Annotated in this window: 15 protein-coding genes; all 15 read right to left on the minus strand. The window is 70.1% G+C overall.

Annotation, left to right across the window (positions count from 1 at the left end):
• Window positions 1–63: 63 nt before the first annotated feature.
• The 15 genes from mobF to NV348_RS16155 all read right to left on the minus strand — a co-directional run bounded on the left by mobF (window position 64) and on the right by NV348_RS16155 (window position 17436).
• Window positions 64–6135, minus strand: a complete 6072-nt coding sequence (mobF, locus tag NV348_RS16085; protein WP_280248064.1) for a MobF family relaxase — start codon at window positions 6133–6135, stop codon at window positions 64–66.
• A 311-nt stretch (window positions 6136–6446) separates the two neighbouring features.
• Window positions 6447–6857 (minus strand): DUF4326 domain-containing protein, encoded by a 411-nt coding sequence (locus NV348_RS16090; protein ID WP_280369198.1) that lies wholly within the window; start codon window positions 6855–6857, stop codon window positions 6447–6449.
• A gap of 103 nt (window positions 6858–6960) precedes the next feature.
• Window positions 6961–7377 (minus strand): hypothetical protein, encoded by a 417-nt coding sequence (locus NV348_RS16095; RefSeq protein ID WP_280369202.1) that lies wholly within the window; start codon window positions 7375–7377, stop codon window positions 6961–6963.
• Window positions 7378–7481: 104 nt separating this feature from the next.
• The gene (locus NV348_RS16100) at window positions 7482–9047 is read right to left on the minus strand and encodes a hypothetical protein (RefSeq protein WP_280186845.1); all 1566 of its coding nucleotides are present in this window, start codon (window positions 9045–9047) and stop codon (window positions 7482–7484) included.
• A 368-nt stretch (window positions 9048–9415) separates the two neighbouring features.
• Entirely contained in the window at window positions 9416–9802 is a 387-nt protein-coding gene (locus NV348_RS16105) for a hypothetical protein (protein WP_280185553.1), read from the minus strand.
• Window positions 9803–9877: 75 nt separating this feature from the next.
• The gene (locus NV348_RS16110; RefSeq protein WP_280185552.1) at window positions 9878–10288 is read right to left on the minus strand and encodes a hypothetical protein; all 411 of its coding nucleotides are present in this window, start codon (window positions 10286–10288) and stop codon (window positions 9878–9880) included.
• A 19-nt stretch (window positions 10289–10307) separates the two neighbouring features.
• On the minus strand, window positions 10308–10832 hold the full coding sequence (locus NV348_RS16115; protein ID WP_447147628.1) for a hypothetical protein: 525 nt from the start codon (window positions 10830–10832) through the stop codon (window positions 10308–10310).
• Between the two features lie 516 nt (window positions 10833–11348).
• Window positions 11349–11876, minus strand: coding sequence for a single-stranded DNA-binding protein (locus NV348_RS16120; protein ID WP_280187281.1), 528 nt, complete (start codon window positions 11874–11876; stop codon window positions 11349–11351).
• A 94-nt stretch (window positions 11877–11970) separates the two neighbouring features.
• Window positions 11971–12861, minus strand: a complete 891-nt coding sequence (locus NV348_RS16125) for a DNA-processing protein DprA (RefSeq protein WP_280187279.1) — start codon at window positions 12859–12861, stop codon at window positions 11971–11973.
• A 31-nt stretch (window positions 12862–12892) separates the two neighbouring features.
• A complete protein-coding gene (locus tag NV348_RS16130) occupies window positions 12893–14131 on the minus strand; it encodes an IS110 family RNA-guided transposase (protein WP_280188929.1) in 1239 nt (412 codons plus the stop codon).
• A gap of 425 nt (window positions 14132–14556) precedes the next feature.
• Window positions 14557–14895, minus strand: coding sequence for a hypothetical protein (locus NV348_RS16135; protein ID WP_280184636.1), 339 nt, complete (start codon window positions 14893–14895; stop codon window positions 14557–14559).
• A gap of 113 nt (window positions 14896–15008) precedes the next feature.
• A complete protein-coding gene (locus NV348_RS16140; RefSeq protein WP_280184637.1) occupies window positions 15009–15443 on the minus strand; it encodes a hypothetical protein in 435 nt (144 codons plus the stop codon).
• Complete coding sequence (locus tag NV348_RS16145; protein WP_280184639.1) at window positions 15440–16219, minus strand: hypothetical protein; 780 nt, start codon at window positions 16217–16219, stop codon at window positions 15440–15442. The genes NV348_RS16140 and NV348_RS16145 overlap by 4 nt, the downstream gene beginning before the upstream one ends.
• A gap of 30 nt (window positions 16220–16249) precedes the next feature.
• Window positions 16250–17107 (minus strand): bifunctional DNA primase/polymerase, encoded by an 858-nt coding sequence (locus NV348_RS16150; RefSeq protein WP_280184641.1) that lies wholly within the window; start codon window positions 17105–17107, stop codon window positions 16250–16252.
• On the minus strand, window positions 17104–17436 hold the full coding sequence (locus NV348_RS16155) for a hypothetical protein (RefSeq protein WP_447147629.1): 333 nt from the start codon (window positions 17434–17436) through the stop codon (window positions 17104–17106). Before NV348_RS16155 ends, NV348_RS16150 begins: the two co-directional genes overlap by 4 nt.
• Window positions 17437–17514 lie beyond the last annotated feature (78 nt).

The following is a 17514-nucleotide window of genomic DNA, read 5'->3' on the forward strand; positions in this document are numbered from 1 at the left end:
GGATGTCCGGAGGCAAGCTGTCCGAAGCAACAGCGGGCAGAACAACCCGTCCGAAAGCCGATCTCACAATCCGACGTCGGGCTCCGGCGAGCCGCTGACATCGGGCTGGTCCAGCTCGGTGTGGTCGAGGGGGGTGTGGAGCTCGTCGGCGAGGCGTATCGCCTGTTCGCGACGTGCCTGTGCCGGTGTGAGATCGGCTCGGCGTTGTTGCTCGGCGTGGACGCGGTCGATCTCGCTGCGGGTATCGGCGGCGAACCGGTCGGCGGTCGCGTCGACGGCGGCTTCCCCGCGGCGAGTGTGGCTGTTGCGGGTGGTGATGTCGTCGGGGCTCGTGTTCAAGACGTCGTCCCATTTGTCGGGCGTTCCGGCGTGGTTGACTGCGTCGCGGTGGGCTTCTCGAGCGTCGCTGCGGGCGCGGGTGCGGGCGCGTTCGTGGTCGCCTTGCTGGCGGACGAGTTCATCGATGCGGGTACGCAGGACGTGACGGACGTGGCGTTTGTAGGTAGGTGTGGTGTCGAGGCGTTGGCGGTGGGTCGCGAGTTCGGAACGGGTGGCGTGCAGCGCGCGGGTCGCATCGTGTAGACGGTGCTCGGCATGGAGTGCTGCGCGGATAGCGGTTTGCGCGTCGCGGTGACGCAGAAGCAGTTCATCGATATCGACGCCCTCGGATTGTTCGGGGGATGCTGGAGCGTAGGCAGCGGCGTAGGTGTCGGTGAGTGCGAGCTGCTGGTGAAGTTCGCTCAACCGGTCGGCGAGTTGAGCGTCGGTGAGCGCGAAGAGTGGATCGGCGACCGGCTGCTGGTGCTCGACGTCGCCGATCGGCGCGGGGTGGGCGCGGATCCAGGCTTCGATCTGGGCGCGGCGGTCGAGATCGGTGACGGCTTTCCAGTCCCGGCGCAGGATGGCGTGCACGGCGGGAAGGGGTTTGGTGGCCGCGAGGTGGTCGGCGCGCGCGATCATGTGTCGGCTCGGGTCGTGGTCGGGGATACCGGTTTCGCCGTTGTCGCGGCATTCTCCGCAGACCCCGTCGTCGGAGTGGCGCGGCGGTATCGGTGTCGCGTCGCGCAGGCGGCGTTCGATGCTGCACGTGACGCATTCCAGGCCGCGGGCACGTGGGGTGGCGGCTTTGTCGTAGTCGAGCGAATACGCGGCCGGGGTGGGATCTTTGGCTTCGTCACGGCGGTAGCTACGGACGGCGAGGTCGGCCTCGCGAGGCGTCGGCGCCGCGCGCCGCGGTAGGGGAGGTAGGTGTGAGTCGGGTAGCGCGGGGTCGTCGGTGAGACCGCGGACCTCGTGCGCGTCCGGGCGCGCCCAGGGCTGATCGTCCATTCCGGCGCGGGCGTCGTGGTAGTCCTGCTCATGGCGGCGGGCACGGACCTGCGGGTCGGGCAGCGGGTCGCGGACGAGGTCACGGTCGACTCGGGTGTCGTGGTCGCGGGCTGCTCGATGACGGCGAGCGCGGTCGAATACCGGTGAGGGTGGCTCGCGGTCGGGTCGGTCGTCGTGGACGCCGGGGTCGATGGCCGGGGTGCAGGCGTCGATGAGCGCCCGATGTTGCGGAAACTGTTGCCCGGCTTGGCGCAGGCGGGCGGTGGCGACGGGGTAGGCGTAGCGGTAGAGAGTGTCGGTGACCGCGCCGATCACCCAACGCTGCTCGTCATCGAGGTGGTCGGCGAATTGCCGGAATCGGTGCACGGCCGCGCGGATTCGGCCTTCGCGATACAGCTGCGCGATGGCCGCGAGCTCCGGATCGAAACCGGAGGCGGTGATGTTCGCCGGAGTAGACGGCACCGGTGCCGGAACCGGGGCGCGGTTTGCGTGGTGACTGTCGGGTTCGAGATGATCGGGTGGATGCTCGCGGGCCGTCGATGCGGGGGTTGGTGGGGTGGTGGTGTTTTCGCTCATGGGTGGGGTGCTTTCGGTGGGTTTGGTGGTGGGTGTGTGGTGCAGGAGTGCGTCGATGCGCCAGGCGAGAGCGGCGGCGATCTGGTCGGGGCGCAGGCCGGTGCCCTCGTTGTCGGGGGTGGCGGCGAGCAGCAGTTCGTAGGCGGTGGCCAGGAGCTGGCGCGGCCTCCATTGCGTGGCGGTGGCGCGGTCGACCGCGGCCACGACGCGCGGCCAAGCGGGGTCGTCGACGACCCGGTCGGCGGTGTCGGCGCCGAGAACGTCGGCTAGGTCGGTGATCCAGTTCGGGCGCAGGTTGTGGTCGCGGGCGTCGAGTGCGGAGGCGTCGAGTTCCAGACGCGCCCACAGCGCGGCGGCGGGCATCTCATCGGGCAACGGCCTCAGATCAGCGGCGGTGTGAAGTCGCTCGGTGATGTCGATGCCGGCGCGGGTGGCGAGATCGATGCGTTCGGCGATCACGGGCCAATACGGGTCCTCGACAATGCGGGCTTCGATCTCGCGCACGGTCTCGGCCCACCGGTTGACCGGGCGTGCCGGATCGCCGAGCGCGGCGACGACGCGGGCGTCGAGGACGTCTTGGTGGTCGCGTTCACGCACCGGGTAGCGGCGCGGACCGGTCGGGCGGATATCGGTGTCCTCGACGTGCAAACTCGCCCGCCAGATGGCGAGTTCGGCCAACAAGCTCGGGTCGGCGCCGAGCAGGGGTCGCGCCCAGACAGGCGCGGTCAACGGTGTCCATGGCGCGGTCGCGGCCCGGATCTGTGCGGCGAGTTCGCCCAGGACACGTGCGCGAGCGTGGACCTGGGTGGCGCTGGTGTCGAGTTCCGGCGGTAACGCGGGTGTCCACGGCAGCGGCCCGGTCCCGGTCGAGTGCGCACCGCTCGGGTCCAGGCGCCAGTCCAGGACTGCGGCGGGATCGGCGGCGGTGTCGAGTTCACGTTCCTCGATCGCCTCGCGCAAGGCGGTGACCGGGTCGGCACAGGTGCGGGCGAGGGTCGCTAAATGCTGGCGCAGTGTCGGGTAGGCGGGGGCGTCGGTGAGCCCCGGGTGCAGCAGTTCGGCGGCGGCATCGAGGCGTGCGAGTGCGGGTTCGCCGAGGGCGTGTTCGGCGGCGAGACCGAGGGCATCGAGGTAGATATCGAGCGCGCGACCGATACGCCGGTGCGGGTCGAGCGCGTCACGCAGGTGGGTGTGCGCGGACTTCTGAGCCCCGTCACGACCCAGGATCCGCACGAGATTCTCGACCGCGGTGCGTGGGAAGACCGCGTCCTCGCTGTAGAACGAGCCTTCGTCACCGCTGAGCGCGGAAGGGATGTAGGCGTGGTTGGCGTGCACGCCGCGGGTCATCGCGACGTAGAACTGCTGTCGGGTCTCGCCGCCGGTGAGCGCGACATGACACGCGGTGGTGGTGATTCCTTGCGCGGAATCGATCGTCGCCGCATACCCGAGACGCACATTGTGTGCGACGTAGTCGGCCGGCAACCGCACAATCGCCCCGGTTTTGCTGTGGTGTCGGGCGGTGACACTGCCGTCGGAATGCACAGCGGTGACCGTCCAGGCGTAGCCGTTGCGCACCCAATCCCGCACACCGATACGCAGCTTCGGCGCGTTCTGACGGGTGCGGATCGTGTCACCGACCGAGGCGGCGGTGCTGTCGGCGAGCACCACTTCGGGGCCGTCGAGACCACCCTTGCGCAGAAGTCTGTCGGCCCGGGCACGCTCGTTGAGCGCGGTCACGGTGTCGTGGTTGGCGGCCAACATGATCGCGCTACGCCCGGCGGCGTGGTCGGCGGCCCATGCGGTGTAGGCGTCGTCGTGGGTCGCGCCGGTGTGCCCGCCGTGGATTCGGCCGTTGTCCAGATACCAGCCCAGCGCTGCCGGGTCGCCTTGGCGCAGCATCAAACTCGCCGACGCCTCGGCGTTGGAGGCGAACCGCACGACGTGGGTGAGGGTGAGCGTGTGCTCGGGTGCCGCTGTCGCCATGTCGGCGTCGACGCCACCGGCCTCTATCGCGGGAAGCTGGTGGTCATCGCCCAGACAGCGGATCGTCGCGCCGCGATCGGCGAGGAAGCGCAGCAGTTTCAGGCGTTTGAGGGTGCCGATCTTGACGTGCTCGTCGACGATCACGAGCGTGTCGGTGCCGATGTCGAGGACCCATTGCGGCAGCGGCGGGGGATGTTCCCGTTCGTTGGCGGGGCTGTTCGGGTGCGGTGTGTGCAGGTCGATCACGGCGAGGAGTTTGTCGACGGTTTCGCAGCGCGCGCCGATCGATTCGCCCAGGACCGCGGCGGCGTTGGCGGTGGGCGCGAGCCCGAGCACCGTTCCGCCGCTGGTATTCCAGGCGGTGGTGAGCACGGCCATGCCGGTGGTCTTGCCGGTTCCGGCGGGCGCGTTGGCGGTGTGCACGCGCATACCGGAGCCGGCGAAGCCTTCGATCACGCTGCGCTGCCCGGCGTTGAGCACCCGATCCGGGTTGGCGGCGTCGTATCCACGGATCGCCGCGGCCACCACCGCGGGGTCCACGACGCGGGCACCGGGCTGCACCGACAACGCGATGAGGGCGTCCTCGGCGGCCAGAATCCGGGTGGAGGTGTAGATCTGGGCGCCGGCGGGGGTGTAGCTGCTGGAGTTGTCGCGGCGGCGCAACACGTCCGGGATGGTGGCCAGTTCGGGCTCGTCGGCGATATCCGGGTCGCCCATCGGAATCGAACGCGCCGGATCCAGGGCCGCATCCAGTACGGCCTCGCTGACGTGTTCCCACTGGCTGCCGGGGATCTTGCCGCGGATCTGGCGTTCGATTTCAGCGCGTACGTTCGCCGCGCGCCAGGCGGAGCGCTGCTCGGCGACGGTCTCGAGGACCCGGTCCGCGGTGCGCGCGATCCACTCCCTGGTGGCGGTGATCCGCGGCGAGCGCACCGGATTCAGTGCCGCCGACACTATCGCGGCGACCGCGTCTCGGCCGCCGAGCAGCGCGACGGCCTCTTCGCGCCAACTGCGCCGCTGCTGGGCGAAGGACCGCAACAGGTGTTTCGCGGGCCGGGTTTCCAGGGTCGCCTGCTGGGCCAGATCACGGATCTCGATCGGGGTCGGCTCGCGACCGTGCTCGCGTTGGAACACCGCCGCCAGCTCCCCGACGCGGGAACGGATCGCGGTTTCGCGCCGCGACCACGCCTCGAGCAACCGCAGCGGGATGCCGACGATCTCGCGGATCGGGCGCTTGCCCGGGTCGGTCCCGGCCCGCTCGGCGAACTCCACACCCACCAGCCGCTCGCAGTGGTGCTCGAGGCGGGTGTTGTAGATCTCGCTGACCGTGACCACCACCCGGTACAGCGCGGCACCGTCCAAGGTCCGCCAGCGACCGTCGGCGGTGCGGACCCGGTTGGCTATCAACACGTGTGTGTGCAGATCAGGGTCACCGGCACGCGAATCCCTGTGGAAAAAGCACGCGGCGACGATGCCCTCGACGTCGACCTGGCGGACGCCGTTGCGACCGAGTCGGGTGTAGATGCCGTGGCGCTCCAACCACCGCAACGCATCCGCCACCGCGGCGCGGTGGGCGGCCTCGATCTTCGCCGACACCGATAGCGGTGCGACTGCCCACAACGCCGACACCGACTTCACCGGAGAAAAAGTGATGTCGAAACCCGCGACTGCTGTGGCAGGTGGGCGTGAGTTTTTCGCGATCCATCCCGACAACTCACGCGCGTTCAGTGGTGGCCGTTGGTACTCGTCGCTGAACATATCGAACGCGACATGTGTGCGGATTCGCCTGCGATCCGCTTCCGAAAGTGGAGCGTCGGCCGGTCTTCCGTGCGCGATATTGTGTTCGACATACGCCTTCGCGCACCGTTTACGAAAATCGGAATTCGGTGCGTAAACGCGAAAAGGACTACCCAACCGCGACGCCTTATCGGCCGCATCGCTGGCTTGTTTCGGTGTCGAACCGGCCGCCGAAGCGTGGTGGAAGACCGTCTCCTCGATCGATTCCGCGTCGGGATGGCGACCCAGTCCGAACAGGGACTTCATCTGAGACTCGGTCACTTCCGCGCCGATATCGATCCCGAGCGAGGCCAAACCGGTACCGCTCCACACGCCAGGAGACTCGCCGTGGGCGGAGTAATAATCGGACAACGGGGATCGGCCGCGGGAGTTGATATCGTTCGCGGCTATATTTCGCAGGTAATACTGGTAGCCATTGCCTGCGACGACTTTATGGATCGTCGCGGTCATAAATCCATCGAGCGCCCCCGCCCGACGAAAGTCGAGCGATCCAGGTTATGCAGATTTCGGCTGTTTACGAAAAAGCCCAGTACGAGACCGGATCGTTACCAAAATAGGCTGGGGGAGGGTCCTGGATGCAAGAGGTGTGCTTAACAAATGGAAGGGGAGAAGTGGGGATGTGAGTGGAGGTGGGTGCGGTTGGCGGTGGTGTGCGGATATGGGGAGCAGCGGGAAAGTGAAGGTGGTGCGCGGGTGGATGGGGGAGAGAGGGGGTGTGGCGTGGTAGCCGCAGAGGGTGGTCGGTGGTCGGGTCCGGGTGTTCAGTCGGGTGGCCGCCACAGGTGCAGGGCGTCGAGCGGGTGCAGGTCGGGGTCCAGGGTGAGGGCGGTGAGGGTGTCGCCGTGGCAGTGCAGTGGCGCGCACCAGCAGCCCAGGACCCGTCCGGCGAGTTCGCCGCGTCGCAGGCGCGCGAGGAGGTCGAGGCGTGTGGCGATGTGGTGGGCGTGGGCGGTGATGACGTTGTCGCGGTTGCCGTGGCTGCCGATGATGTAGGGGTTTCCCCAGTCGCTGGCCCGGTCGATGCGGACGAACAGGTCGTGGCGTCGAGCCCAGTCGATCAGGTGCGCGTGACCGGTCTCGGTGCGCATCGACACGACGACCGGTGTGCTGGCGGCGAGGAGCTGTTGGAGTTCGGTGATGCCCAGCTGTGCGGGATCGATGTAGTGCGCCATGGTGGCCTTCCTCGGGTTCGGGTGATCTGCCCGGCTCGGACCGCTCCAGCCCGCGCGGCTCGGTTCGGGTGATCGAACCGAGCCGCGCGGATGGCGAGGTGGATCAGACGGGCGGGGCGGGAACGGGCGACCACCCGTTCGACGCGCAGGCGTAGTGACGGTCGTCGAGTCCGACGAGGTCGCCGACCGAGAGCGACCGCAGTCCCGTGACGCCGTGTTTGCCTTTCGCGTACCAGGTGTCGGTGTGGATCTGGTCGTCGTCGTGTTCGGGGTGGTCGTTGAACGCGGCGAAGACACGTTCGAGCAGAACCGCGTCGGTGTCGGCGGCCGGGTCGGCACGCAGCAGGTAGGCGTAGGCCAGCGTGACGGGCGCGTCGGGCTCGTATCCGGTCAGGAGGGCGGTCGGGTCGGTGTTGAGGTAGACCCGCACCCGGACCTCGCCCGGGTGGGGTGCGGGTACGGACACGGCATCGCGCAGCGCCGTGAGGGCGCGCCGGGCGAGGGGCGGAAGTCGATGCACGGGTAAGGCTCCTGTCGGATCGGGGATGGTGGACCGGCCCGCCGCAGGGGTCGACACCGCGGCGGACCGGCGAACAAGGGCGAGCGAGAATCGAACGGGGTGGGTCAGGCCACCGCGGACGTGCGGCGGGTGGCGGCGGGCACGAGCCCGAGGGCGATGCGGCAGTCGGTGCAGTAGTTGTCGGCGTGCACGACACCGGATCGGGCGCAGGCGTCGCAGCGCCCGATCCGCTGCCCGGCCCCGAGCGCGGACCCGCCTCGGCGCGGCCGACGCGCGGCGGTGCGGGTGCGTTCGGGCTGTTCGAGGTTCATCGCCATCCAGCGGGTGATCAGCCTCCAGGTCGGCCCGGTGTTCGCCGCGGCGGCGCGTACCCGGTCCAGCAAGGTCCGTACCTGTTCGGGGTGGGCGTCGGCGATGTGGGCGCAGCGGGATTCGACGAAGGTCCGCATCCCGAACCCGGCCGACAGCGCGGGGATGGCGGGGTGGCCGTCGGCGCGGCAGACATCGCAGAGCCCGTCGTCGCTGACCACGATCCCGTGCCGGGTGTGGAAGGGGCGGCGGTCGGCGGCGGGCCGGTCGATCCAGCAGCCCACGCACGGCCACCCCAGATACGGGGTCATCGCCGCGAGGTCGTAGTCCAGGCCCGAGCCCTGCCAGGTGGACTCACGCACGTCGAGTTCGCTGTAGGGCAGATACTCGTCACGGTCGCTGGGCACCGCCAGCCCGGTACGACGGACGGCGAAGCGGGACTGGTCGGCGGTCGTGATCCGCGGCGGGAACTGCGGGCGGGTGCGCCGTGCCCGCGCCCGCCGGATGCGGGACCAGGGTTCGGGTTCGGTGTCGTGCTCGCGCAGGAAATCCCGCGTCGCGTCCTCGATTCCGGAGTGACGCAGGGCGGGCGCGATGTGGCGTTCGGGCAGCTCGGGGGCGAGCAGGTGCCGGTCGGCTTCGGTGTAGCACTGGGCGACGTGCAGGAAGTAGGAGCGGTCCCAGAGTTCGGCCTGCACATGCGCCCACACCTGCCCGGCCCTCTTCCGGGGCTCGGGCACCGGCGGGGTGCGGTCGGTGTCGACGGCGGTGTCGATGGCGTACAACCGGCGTGCGGCATAGCCCGCGTATTCCCGCTGGCGGCGTTCGGCGATCGCGAGGTCGCGCGCGCGGTGGCGCAGGCTCACCAGCCCGGTGATTGGGGCGGGGATGCGGGCACGGCGCGCGGCGATCTTCTCGGGCTGGTAGCGGGCGGCGTCGGTCGCCGCACTCGGGGTGGCGGTGTAGCGGTCGCGGGAGCGGCGGTCGCGGATGGAGCGGCGTACCCATTCGGCGGCCTCGATTCCCACCTCGGACTGGGCGGGGAGTTCGGGCCGGTACAGGCCGGGGTCGCCGTCGGCGGTGTGGTCGATGATCATGGTGCGCAGCTCGGGTCGGCTCTTGGCCATCCATCCGAGCTGGCGGGCCGCGGTCTTCCAGGGGGAGCGTTCCATGCGCGCTGCGGCGTGCTCGAGCAGTTCGCGCTCGGCCGGGGAAGCCAGCCCCAGTACGTCGGTGAACCGTTCGCGCGCGGCGTCGGGATCGGTGTCGAGCAGGTATTCGATTTCACCGAGCGCCGCGGTGAACGGTGTGACGGTCTCGGTGACAGTGTCGGTAACGGGTGCGTTCAACGTTGCGGTCATCACTGGGTCCTGTTCTGTCGTAGAAACAGCTCGGCCCCGTGCCGGACGCACGCACGACGCGTACGTAACCCCGGCACGGGGCTGGGCGGCTGGTCGTCTGACCCGCCTGAGTGCGATCGACCAGGGTGGGAGTCCGACGCGGCGGAGGGAACGCGCCGAAAGGACGGCGTCGAATTCGCTGCGCATGATTAGGAGCCCGCCGGAGTCCAGACAGGCGGCGCGCCGGGCGAATTCGGTGACGGCCGGGCGCGGGCCCGCAGCCGTGGCGGGCTCACGCCCTGGTAGCACTCAGACAGGCGGGGCAGACGGCCAGCCGCCCAGCCCTCACCAACCGCCACTCTGCTCGCTCACGCGACCAGCGCGGGGCGTCAGGAGTGGTCGGGGCGGTCGACGCCCGCCCACGCCTGTCGCCAGGCGGCGGTGAAACTGGAGGCGTTCTCGGCGCCGCTGATTGGCTCGTCGTGGGAGTCGGTGGCGTCGTAGATGACGACGGTCCAACTAGTGATGTCGCCGCGATGGTCGGCGAGTCCGGCGTCGATGCTGGTGATCAGGACGTAGAGGGTGCCGGACGGGTCGATGATCGGCCCGGCCTCGGCCTCGATGGCCACGAACGCGAACATCGGGATCCCGCCGGTGTCCACGACGCGGGGATCACCGCCGATCCCGGTCAGGAACTCGACCTCGGGGCCGTGGGCAGCCAGCAGCGGTGTCGCGATGTGTTCGGGCGCGGGAGAATTCGGAGTGTCGATGGGCATGTGCGCCTCCTGTCTGTCGCCACCGGGATGCGCTCACGGCTCGAGGGCCCGGGTGTCGGTCGTGGCCGGGGAAGGTCAGTGCCGTGCGGTCACCGAGTCGATGAACCGCAGCGGCACCAGCACCGCGGCGAGGCCGAGGTCGGTGTGAGTGCGGACGACGGCGTGGCGGTGACCGACCCCCAAGACGTGGACACGGTGGTGATGCCCGCCGCGGGTCGTGATCGTGGCCGCGGTCGCGGTGCGGCGTAGCCGGTGCAACTCGACCGCGAGCAACGCGCGCCGACCACGCGCGCCGTCTGCGTCGTCCGCTTCGGTGTCGGCCGGTTCGGTGTCGGTGACGACGGCCAGGCGTGCGGCGATGACCCCGCGCAGGCGACGGATCCCTTCCCACGGACTGGCCTGGTCGGCGAGGACATCGAGGCGATCGAGGAGGTGGCGCAGGAACCGGATCTGGATCGTGGCCGCCTCACGCGGGTCGACGCTCACGGCAACCCCTCCTGCCCGGTCAGGCCACCAACCGGGCGTGTACACCGGACCCGGGGACCGGCGCGGTGACGGTCCCGGCCTCGGGGTGGCGGGCCGGTCGGCGGCGGGCGCGGGCCGCGATCGCCTCCTTGGTGGTGCGCATCGCCTCGGTGGCCGGGCTCGGCTCGGCGTGCAGGCGCAGGTCGTAGCAGTCCTCGCGGACTGGACGACGCGCCCACTCCCCGATCTCGACCTCGGCCGGGACTTCGACCACCTCGACACCGGTCACCGGGCGCGCCCGGTGACCGAGAGCCCGGGTGTCGGCGGTGCCGTGTCGGGCCGCGGCCAAGGCGAGGACCCGGGACAGGGCCGCGGTCGGGGACTGGGCGTGACCGCGGTGGATCAGCCCCAGCCACGCCCAGTCCTCGGGCGCCAGCTCGGCCAGCGCCGCCGCCATCGCGGCGCGCGCCCGCGTGGGCGCGTGCTCGGCGAGGGCGATCAACGCCGACGCCGTTGATGCCGACGCGGTGACCGGGGTCGTTTCGGTAGGGGCTGACTCGCTCATCGGGGGATCTCCTGGTGGGTGTGGACAGCGGTGGACGCACGCGAATTCGGGTGGATCCACCCTGTCGAGAGGGGTGGTCGGTTCAGGGGTGTTCTTCGCGCATCTGCGACTCGTGGCAGATCCGCTGCCAGGTGCGCAGGAGCCGATCCCTGGGGCGCATGGCCGCGACGGCCTCGTCGCGAATCGCTGGACTCGCACCACAACTGCCCGTTGGAGCCGAGCACGGTGTACCAGCGAGTCGGCTCCCAGTCACCCGGGTCGCGCACGTAGTTCGGGTTCTCGGGATATCTCATGTGGTGACCGACCTTTCGGCAGCGGACCAGCGGGCGCGGGCGGGGGGCACACAGGAGGCGCGAACGGCCCCCGATCACCCCGCCAGCACCAGCGGGCGCACCGACATCGATGCGACGGTGGATGCACCCGGCCAGGGTGGCGGGTGCATCCACCACTCACGCCAACCCGCTCACGGCGTTCGCCATCGGGGCACGGAAGTTGGCCTCACGCGGGTGCGGGTTTCTAGAACCCGGGCTCCTCGCTGCCACCGAATCCGCTACCGAACCCTCCGCCGAATCCGCTGCCGGTGGTGGCCCAGGGATCGTCGTCGCCGCTGCGTGCGCCGGTGGCCGCCCCGACGAGCTCGCGGGAGCGATCACTGCTATCGTTCGTGTTGGCGTGGTTGGGCTTTCGCTTGTTCACTTTGGCGGTGGCGTAGCGCAGCGAGGGACCGATCTCGTCGACCTCGAGTTCCACGACGGTGCGTTTCTCGCCCTCGCGGGTCTGGTAGGAGCGCTGCTTCAATCGTCCACTGACGATCACGCGGGCTCCGCGGGTCAGCGACTCCGCGACGTTCTCCGCGGCCTCGCGCCAGATGTTGCACCGCAGGAACAGCGCCTCGGCGTCCTTCCACTGGTTGGCGTTGCGGTCGAAATACCGCGGAGTGGAGGCGACGGTGAAATTCGCGACCGCAGCACCCCCGGGGGTGAACTTGAGTTCTGGATCAGCAGTCAGATTCCCTATCACGGTGATGACGGTGTCTCCGGCCATAGCGATTCTCCTCGAAGTGTCGATAATCAACAGGGACAGATGAATTCGCGCGCAGATGAGCGCCGGGAACCCACCGCGACCGGCCCGCGCGCGATCAGCGCACGGACGCGTCCCCGATCTGGTCGCGGCCGGAACCGAGGCGCGGTATGCCGCTGTGCGGGTGTCGGGGTTCGGGGTCGGCGGTTTCGGCGAGCGCAGTGAGCACGTCGGTGACCGAGCGCACGGGGTGGGCGTGGCCCTCGCCGATCAGCAGGTCACAGCCCCGCGCGGCTGCGCCGGGGGCGGCGGGCACGGCCAGCACGCCGCGGTGCAGCCGCCGCGCCCACCGCGCGGTCGACAGGGTCCCCGAACGCACCCCGGCCTCGGGAATCACCAGCTGCCGCGACATCGCCGCGACCAATCGATTACGGGCGAGCAACCGCGACCGGTCGATCCCCTCACGGGGTGGGTATTCCGACACGATCGCGCCGGTCTCGGCGACCGCGTCGAACACCTCGAGGTGCGCGGCGGGATAGACGCGGTCGATCCCGGCTGCGGACACCAGCGTGGTCGGCACCCCGTGCTCGAGGGCCGCCCGGTGGGCGAGCACATCGACGCCATAGGCGCCGCCGCTGACCATGCGCACACCGCGTGCGGCCAGCGCGCCCGCGATCTCGCCGGTGACGGCGACACCGCGCGGGGAGACCGCCCGCGACCCGACGACACCGACACGGGTCAGCACCGACACCGCCTCGATGGTGCCGCGCACCCAGACCGCTACCGGTGCCTCGACGAACTGGCTGTCGCGGGCGTCGAGGTCGTCGAATCCCAGTCCGGTCCAGGCGGGATCGTCGCGGGTGAGCAGCCACGCCCCGGCCCGCTCGGCGCGGTCGAGATCACGGTCGGCCAGTTCGGCCAGCGAGCCCCTGAAACCGGGTCCGGCCGAGAGCGCGCCGATCTGGTCGGCGGCGTCCTCGATACCGGGCGCGACCGCCCGGGTGGCCATGACACCCTCTGTGTCAACCCAAGGTTTGGAATCAGGCCGCTGTGGCGGTGTGCAGGTGTGGTTGCGCGCCGTTGTGGCGTGCCGGGTCGTAGGGTGTGTTGGTCTGCCAGCAGCGCCAGATGACGCGCACCCAGGCGCGAGCCAGGACGCGCACGGCGTGGGGGTGGTCCTTGCCGGAGGCGCGGGCTCGCCGGTAGACCTCTGCCGCCCACGGGTTTTGGTGGCGGGAGTTGTCGGCGAAGGTGGTGATCGCCACCCGCAGGCGTTTGTTGCAGGCCCACCGGAAATGCACCGCCCGGTGTTTGCCCGAGGCTTTGGTGACCGGCACCAGCCCGGCGAGCGCGGCGACGGCTTCCGGGCTGGTGAATGCGGCGCGGGCGTCGCCCCATTCGGCGAGGATCTGGGCGGCGTTGACGGTCCCGGCGCGGGGGAACGACGCGAACACCTCACCGTCGGGGTGTTCGGCCAGGTGCGCGGCGACCGACCGATCGAGATCCTTGATCGCGGTGCCGAGCGCGGTCAGGACGGTGACGTGGGCGATGACCGCGTCACGCAACGCCTCGGTAAGCGCGGGACCGGTGACCCCGGCCGGAGCTGCCCGGAGCCTGTCGAGCAGGGCCTGTGGGCTGCGGCGGCCGCAGTAGCCGTGTTTGACGCAGAAAGCGGCCATCCGTTTCACACCCAGGTGCGCGGCAGCGGCCGGGGTCGGGTAGCGGGTGAGGAACGCCAGGCTGATCGGGCTGGTGAGGTCAGCGAAGATCTCCTTCGCGCCGGGCCAGTGCGCGTCCAGCAGCGCCGCCAGCTGGTTGCCGGCGGCCACCCGGGCTTCGACCAGGTCCGAACGGGTGCGCGAGACGGTGCGCAATGCCTTGGTCTCGTCGCTGTAAGGCGTTGCGGGACGCAGTTTCCTGGCACGCAGCCGCAGGTATTCGGCGATCACTTCGGCGTCACCGGCATCGGACTTCGCGCCCGAGATCACCTCACCGTCGCGCCAGGTTTTGATCGCGTTCGGTTTGACCGGCACCACAGGATGCCCCGCTTCCAGCAAGGCGTCGACCAGCCGGCCGTCCGGGCGTTCGATCGCGATCGGCACCCCGGATGGATCATCGGCGAGCCTGTCCAGCTTCGCGGCCAGCGCGGCGAACCCGGCGGCTGTGTGCTCGACGGTGAACGCCGCTACCTTCCGGCCCGTCGAGTCCAGCACGCACACCGCGTGAACCTTTGCCGCCCAATCGATCCCGACGAAGAACAACGCTTCGACCAAAGACAACACGAACGCCTTTCACCACCCGATCCCGAGCAGGGACGCGACGGGCGTGGAACCGGCTGCCGAGTGGTCACTCACCGGCGCTGCCGGACGCATCCCTCTGTTGTCGGTCGGCCGATTCCGAGGAGCCGGGGGCGGCAGTGTCATGCAAGCCCTCCAAGGGCGACCACATCGGGCCGTCACCCCGGCTCCCGTCCCATCCCTACCACAGACGCTCTCTTCGCGTCCGCAAGACAAGAGGTACAGGAGTGACCACGTCCGGGTAGGCGGTCGGGGTGAGAGCGGCGCGGGCCAGGATCGCCCACGCCCGCAACCGCGTATACGAGACCGGGGCGATCGTGTGCATGGCAGTACTCCTCGACAGTGGCGGAATTGGAATGGGCAGGAACCCAGGGGGCCGGCGCACCGGATTCAGGTGTGGCCGCGTCTCATTCGGGTGTGACGGCGAAGCCGGTGAGGGTGTGCACGGCCTGGTGCCAGTCGGCGAAGCGGGCGTGCAGGTGCTCATCGGGGATCCGGTGCCCGACATCGCCTGCGCTGTAGCCCCACCCGACGTGGTCACGGGTGACTGCGATCAGACAGACCTCGCCGTCCCAGAGCCGCACCTCGCTGACGTCCCCGTCGGCGGCTGGGTGCGCGGTGAGGTCGTCGTCGCCGTGACAGAACTGGAGACGGAGCCCCGCACGGGACTCGACGTCGGCAGGGTCGGGTGCGGGCGAGTGTGGGACGAGGTCGGAGGTCGATGGATTCGAGGTCGGATCGGGCATGCGGGTACTCCAGGCTCCGATGGTCGAAAGGCGGTGGCGAAGCAGGCGAACCGCTACGAGCGGGCGGCACGGGCCGGTGCCGCCCGCTCTTGTCGTATCCCGACGTGCCGGTCTCAGAAGGGGGCGATGTCGGTGAAATCGACGGAGAAGATGTCCGGGTCGACGGTGATGACGAACCAGGCGGCGGTGGCGGGGTCGCGCAGCATGTCGATCAGGAAGGGTCCGGGCTCGGCGAACGGTTTGTTCAGCGGCAGGTATTCGACGAAGTCGTCACCCAGGGGCGGGCCCTGATGCCAGTGGGTGCCGTCGCCGTGGCCGTGGGCGTAGACGACGTGCATCTTGTTGTCCGGGGGATCGGTGTCGGTCGGTGCCTGGCGGGGAAGGCCGTTGCTGACCAGGTAGATGCCGTCGTCCTTGACCCAGATCAGCGACGGCGAGGCCACGGCGGATTCGTCGAAGGGCGGCAGGGAGTGCTCGGTCGCGGCCATGGCGTGTTCGGCGAGGTCGAGCACGTCGGTGCGGGGGAACCACAGCGAGACAACGGTCATCGGGGCGGGGTGTCCTTCCGGGTGGGGTCGGTGGCCGGTGGTCGGGCGGACTGTTGGACCAGGCAGCGCCAGACCCGTGCGCGGCTGCGGGTGGCGGGGGTGAGTCCGGTGAGCAGTCGCGGGTCCAGGCCGCGGTAGTAGTCGCTGCCCTCGATCTCGTGGCGGTGGGAGAGTTCGACCCGCATTCGGTCCCCGTCTCCGGTGCTGGTGCGGGCGAGGCGGTAGAGCAGTTGGTGGGCGGTGACCTCGCCGGTGCTGGTGTCGGCGATCACCGCCGTCAGCACCGCGTCCCAGCTGGTCTCCACCCACGACGCGACCGTGCTGGCCGCTGGGGTGCGGTCGTAGCGGATCAGGCGCTGCCCCTCGGGCAGATGCTCACGCAGATACCTCAGCGCGATCGCGTCGATGCCGGTGCCGGTGCCGGTGCCGGTGGGCAGGGTGAGCGTGACCGCGCGGGGGCCGGTGAGCCGGTAGCGGGCGGGGAGGCGGTCTTCGGGGTCGAGGCCGTCGAGCCAGTGCGTGTGGTCGCGGCCGAGGACGTATTCCCCGCCGGGCGGGTCGTCGAAGGCGTCGATCAACTCGGCGCGGCAGGCAGGGCTGCTGGTCTCGGCGAGGGTGGCGTCGCGGAAGTCGCGCCAGTCGTCCCAGTCCCAGCCGTGACCGGCGTCGATCACCACCGACCGGCAGTCCGTGGCGACGCCGTCGATGAACACCGACACCCAGGTCTCGGCCGACGGGTCGCGCACCACCAGGACTTCCACGTTCGGTTCCGGCATGATGTCTGTCCTTCCAGTCGCGGTCGGGGGTTATCGGCGCAGGTAGCGGGGGCGCGAGCGGGAGTAGCGCAAGCCGTTGGCGATGGTGCGGTCGGCCTCGCCGCGGGTGAAGCCCTCGATCCCGACGTGCACGGCGGCGGCGTCGGCGAGCACGGCGTGGGCTTGGTGGTCGCTGATCTCGTCGGCGGCCACCAGCCGCCCGAGCACGAGCGCGGACCGGAACAGGGTGTGGTTGCGCAGATGCACCTGGGCAGTCGTCACGCGGTGGGCTTCCCCGGCCAGGATCGCCGCGAGGTAGGCGTCGGGGTGCGAGGCGACCGCCGAAGACGTGACCGGTGGCGGGGGCGGCGGGGTCAGCAGGGCGACGAGTTCGGGCGGGAGGTCGGCGATTCGGTGATCGCTCACGAGGGTGTAGTCGCCGTTGCGGGTGCGTGAACCCGCGGCGAGGACGTAGCCGCCGTGGGCGCGGGTGTCGATCCCGTCGGCGAGGCGTCCGACGCTGCACGACAGCCGTGGGGTGGCGGGTGCGGTGTAGTAGAGGTGCCAGCCGTGTGGTGTGCCGACCGTCCAGGTCACCGGGACCGGGTGGGGCAGCCGGGTGAGGGCGTCGGTGAATCCGGTGGCGGGCGGGTTCATGTGGCGCGGGTCGAGGTCGATCACACACAACCCGGCCGGACCCGTCGCGATCGCGATATTTCTGGCGGGCTCCTGATCCCACCACCGTTGGATGCGGGCCGGGTCGGTGCTGGCGTGCTCGGGCCAGCGCTTGAACACCGGCGGCTTCTTCGCACCCGGTCGGATCGGGAACACCGGCCACCCGCGCCCGGCGATGTCGAGGGCGTATGCCCGCAGGTCCACGACGCCGGTCTGCGTTGACGTGGCGGTCACCACCGTGGTCCCACAGAGCGGGCGGTGCGGGCGATCCACACCGCGGTGGCGTGAAGCTCGCGCACGCGGGCACGGACCTGCTCGAGGGTGGCGCGCCGGGCGGGGTCGGTGGGCAGGCGTGGGTAGTCGCGGTGGTCGGCGCGCAGCAGAACATGCCACGACAGGCTCATCTGGTCGAACACGCGCACCGTGGCGCGGAAGCGGCCGTCGGCTTCGACGGCCACGGTGATGTCGGCGGGCTGATCGTCGACCAGGCACAGGCTGCGAGCGTGATATCCGGTCTCGGCGGGGACCAGGGCATCGATGACGGGTTCGTCGGGGGTGCGCACAACTGACTCCTTCGAAGAAGGCCGGAGAGATGGCCGGTACGTGGCCCCGGTGCGCCCGAAACTTTCTCGGGCGCACCG

The organism is Nocardia fodinahabitans (assembly GCF_052983615.1).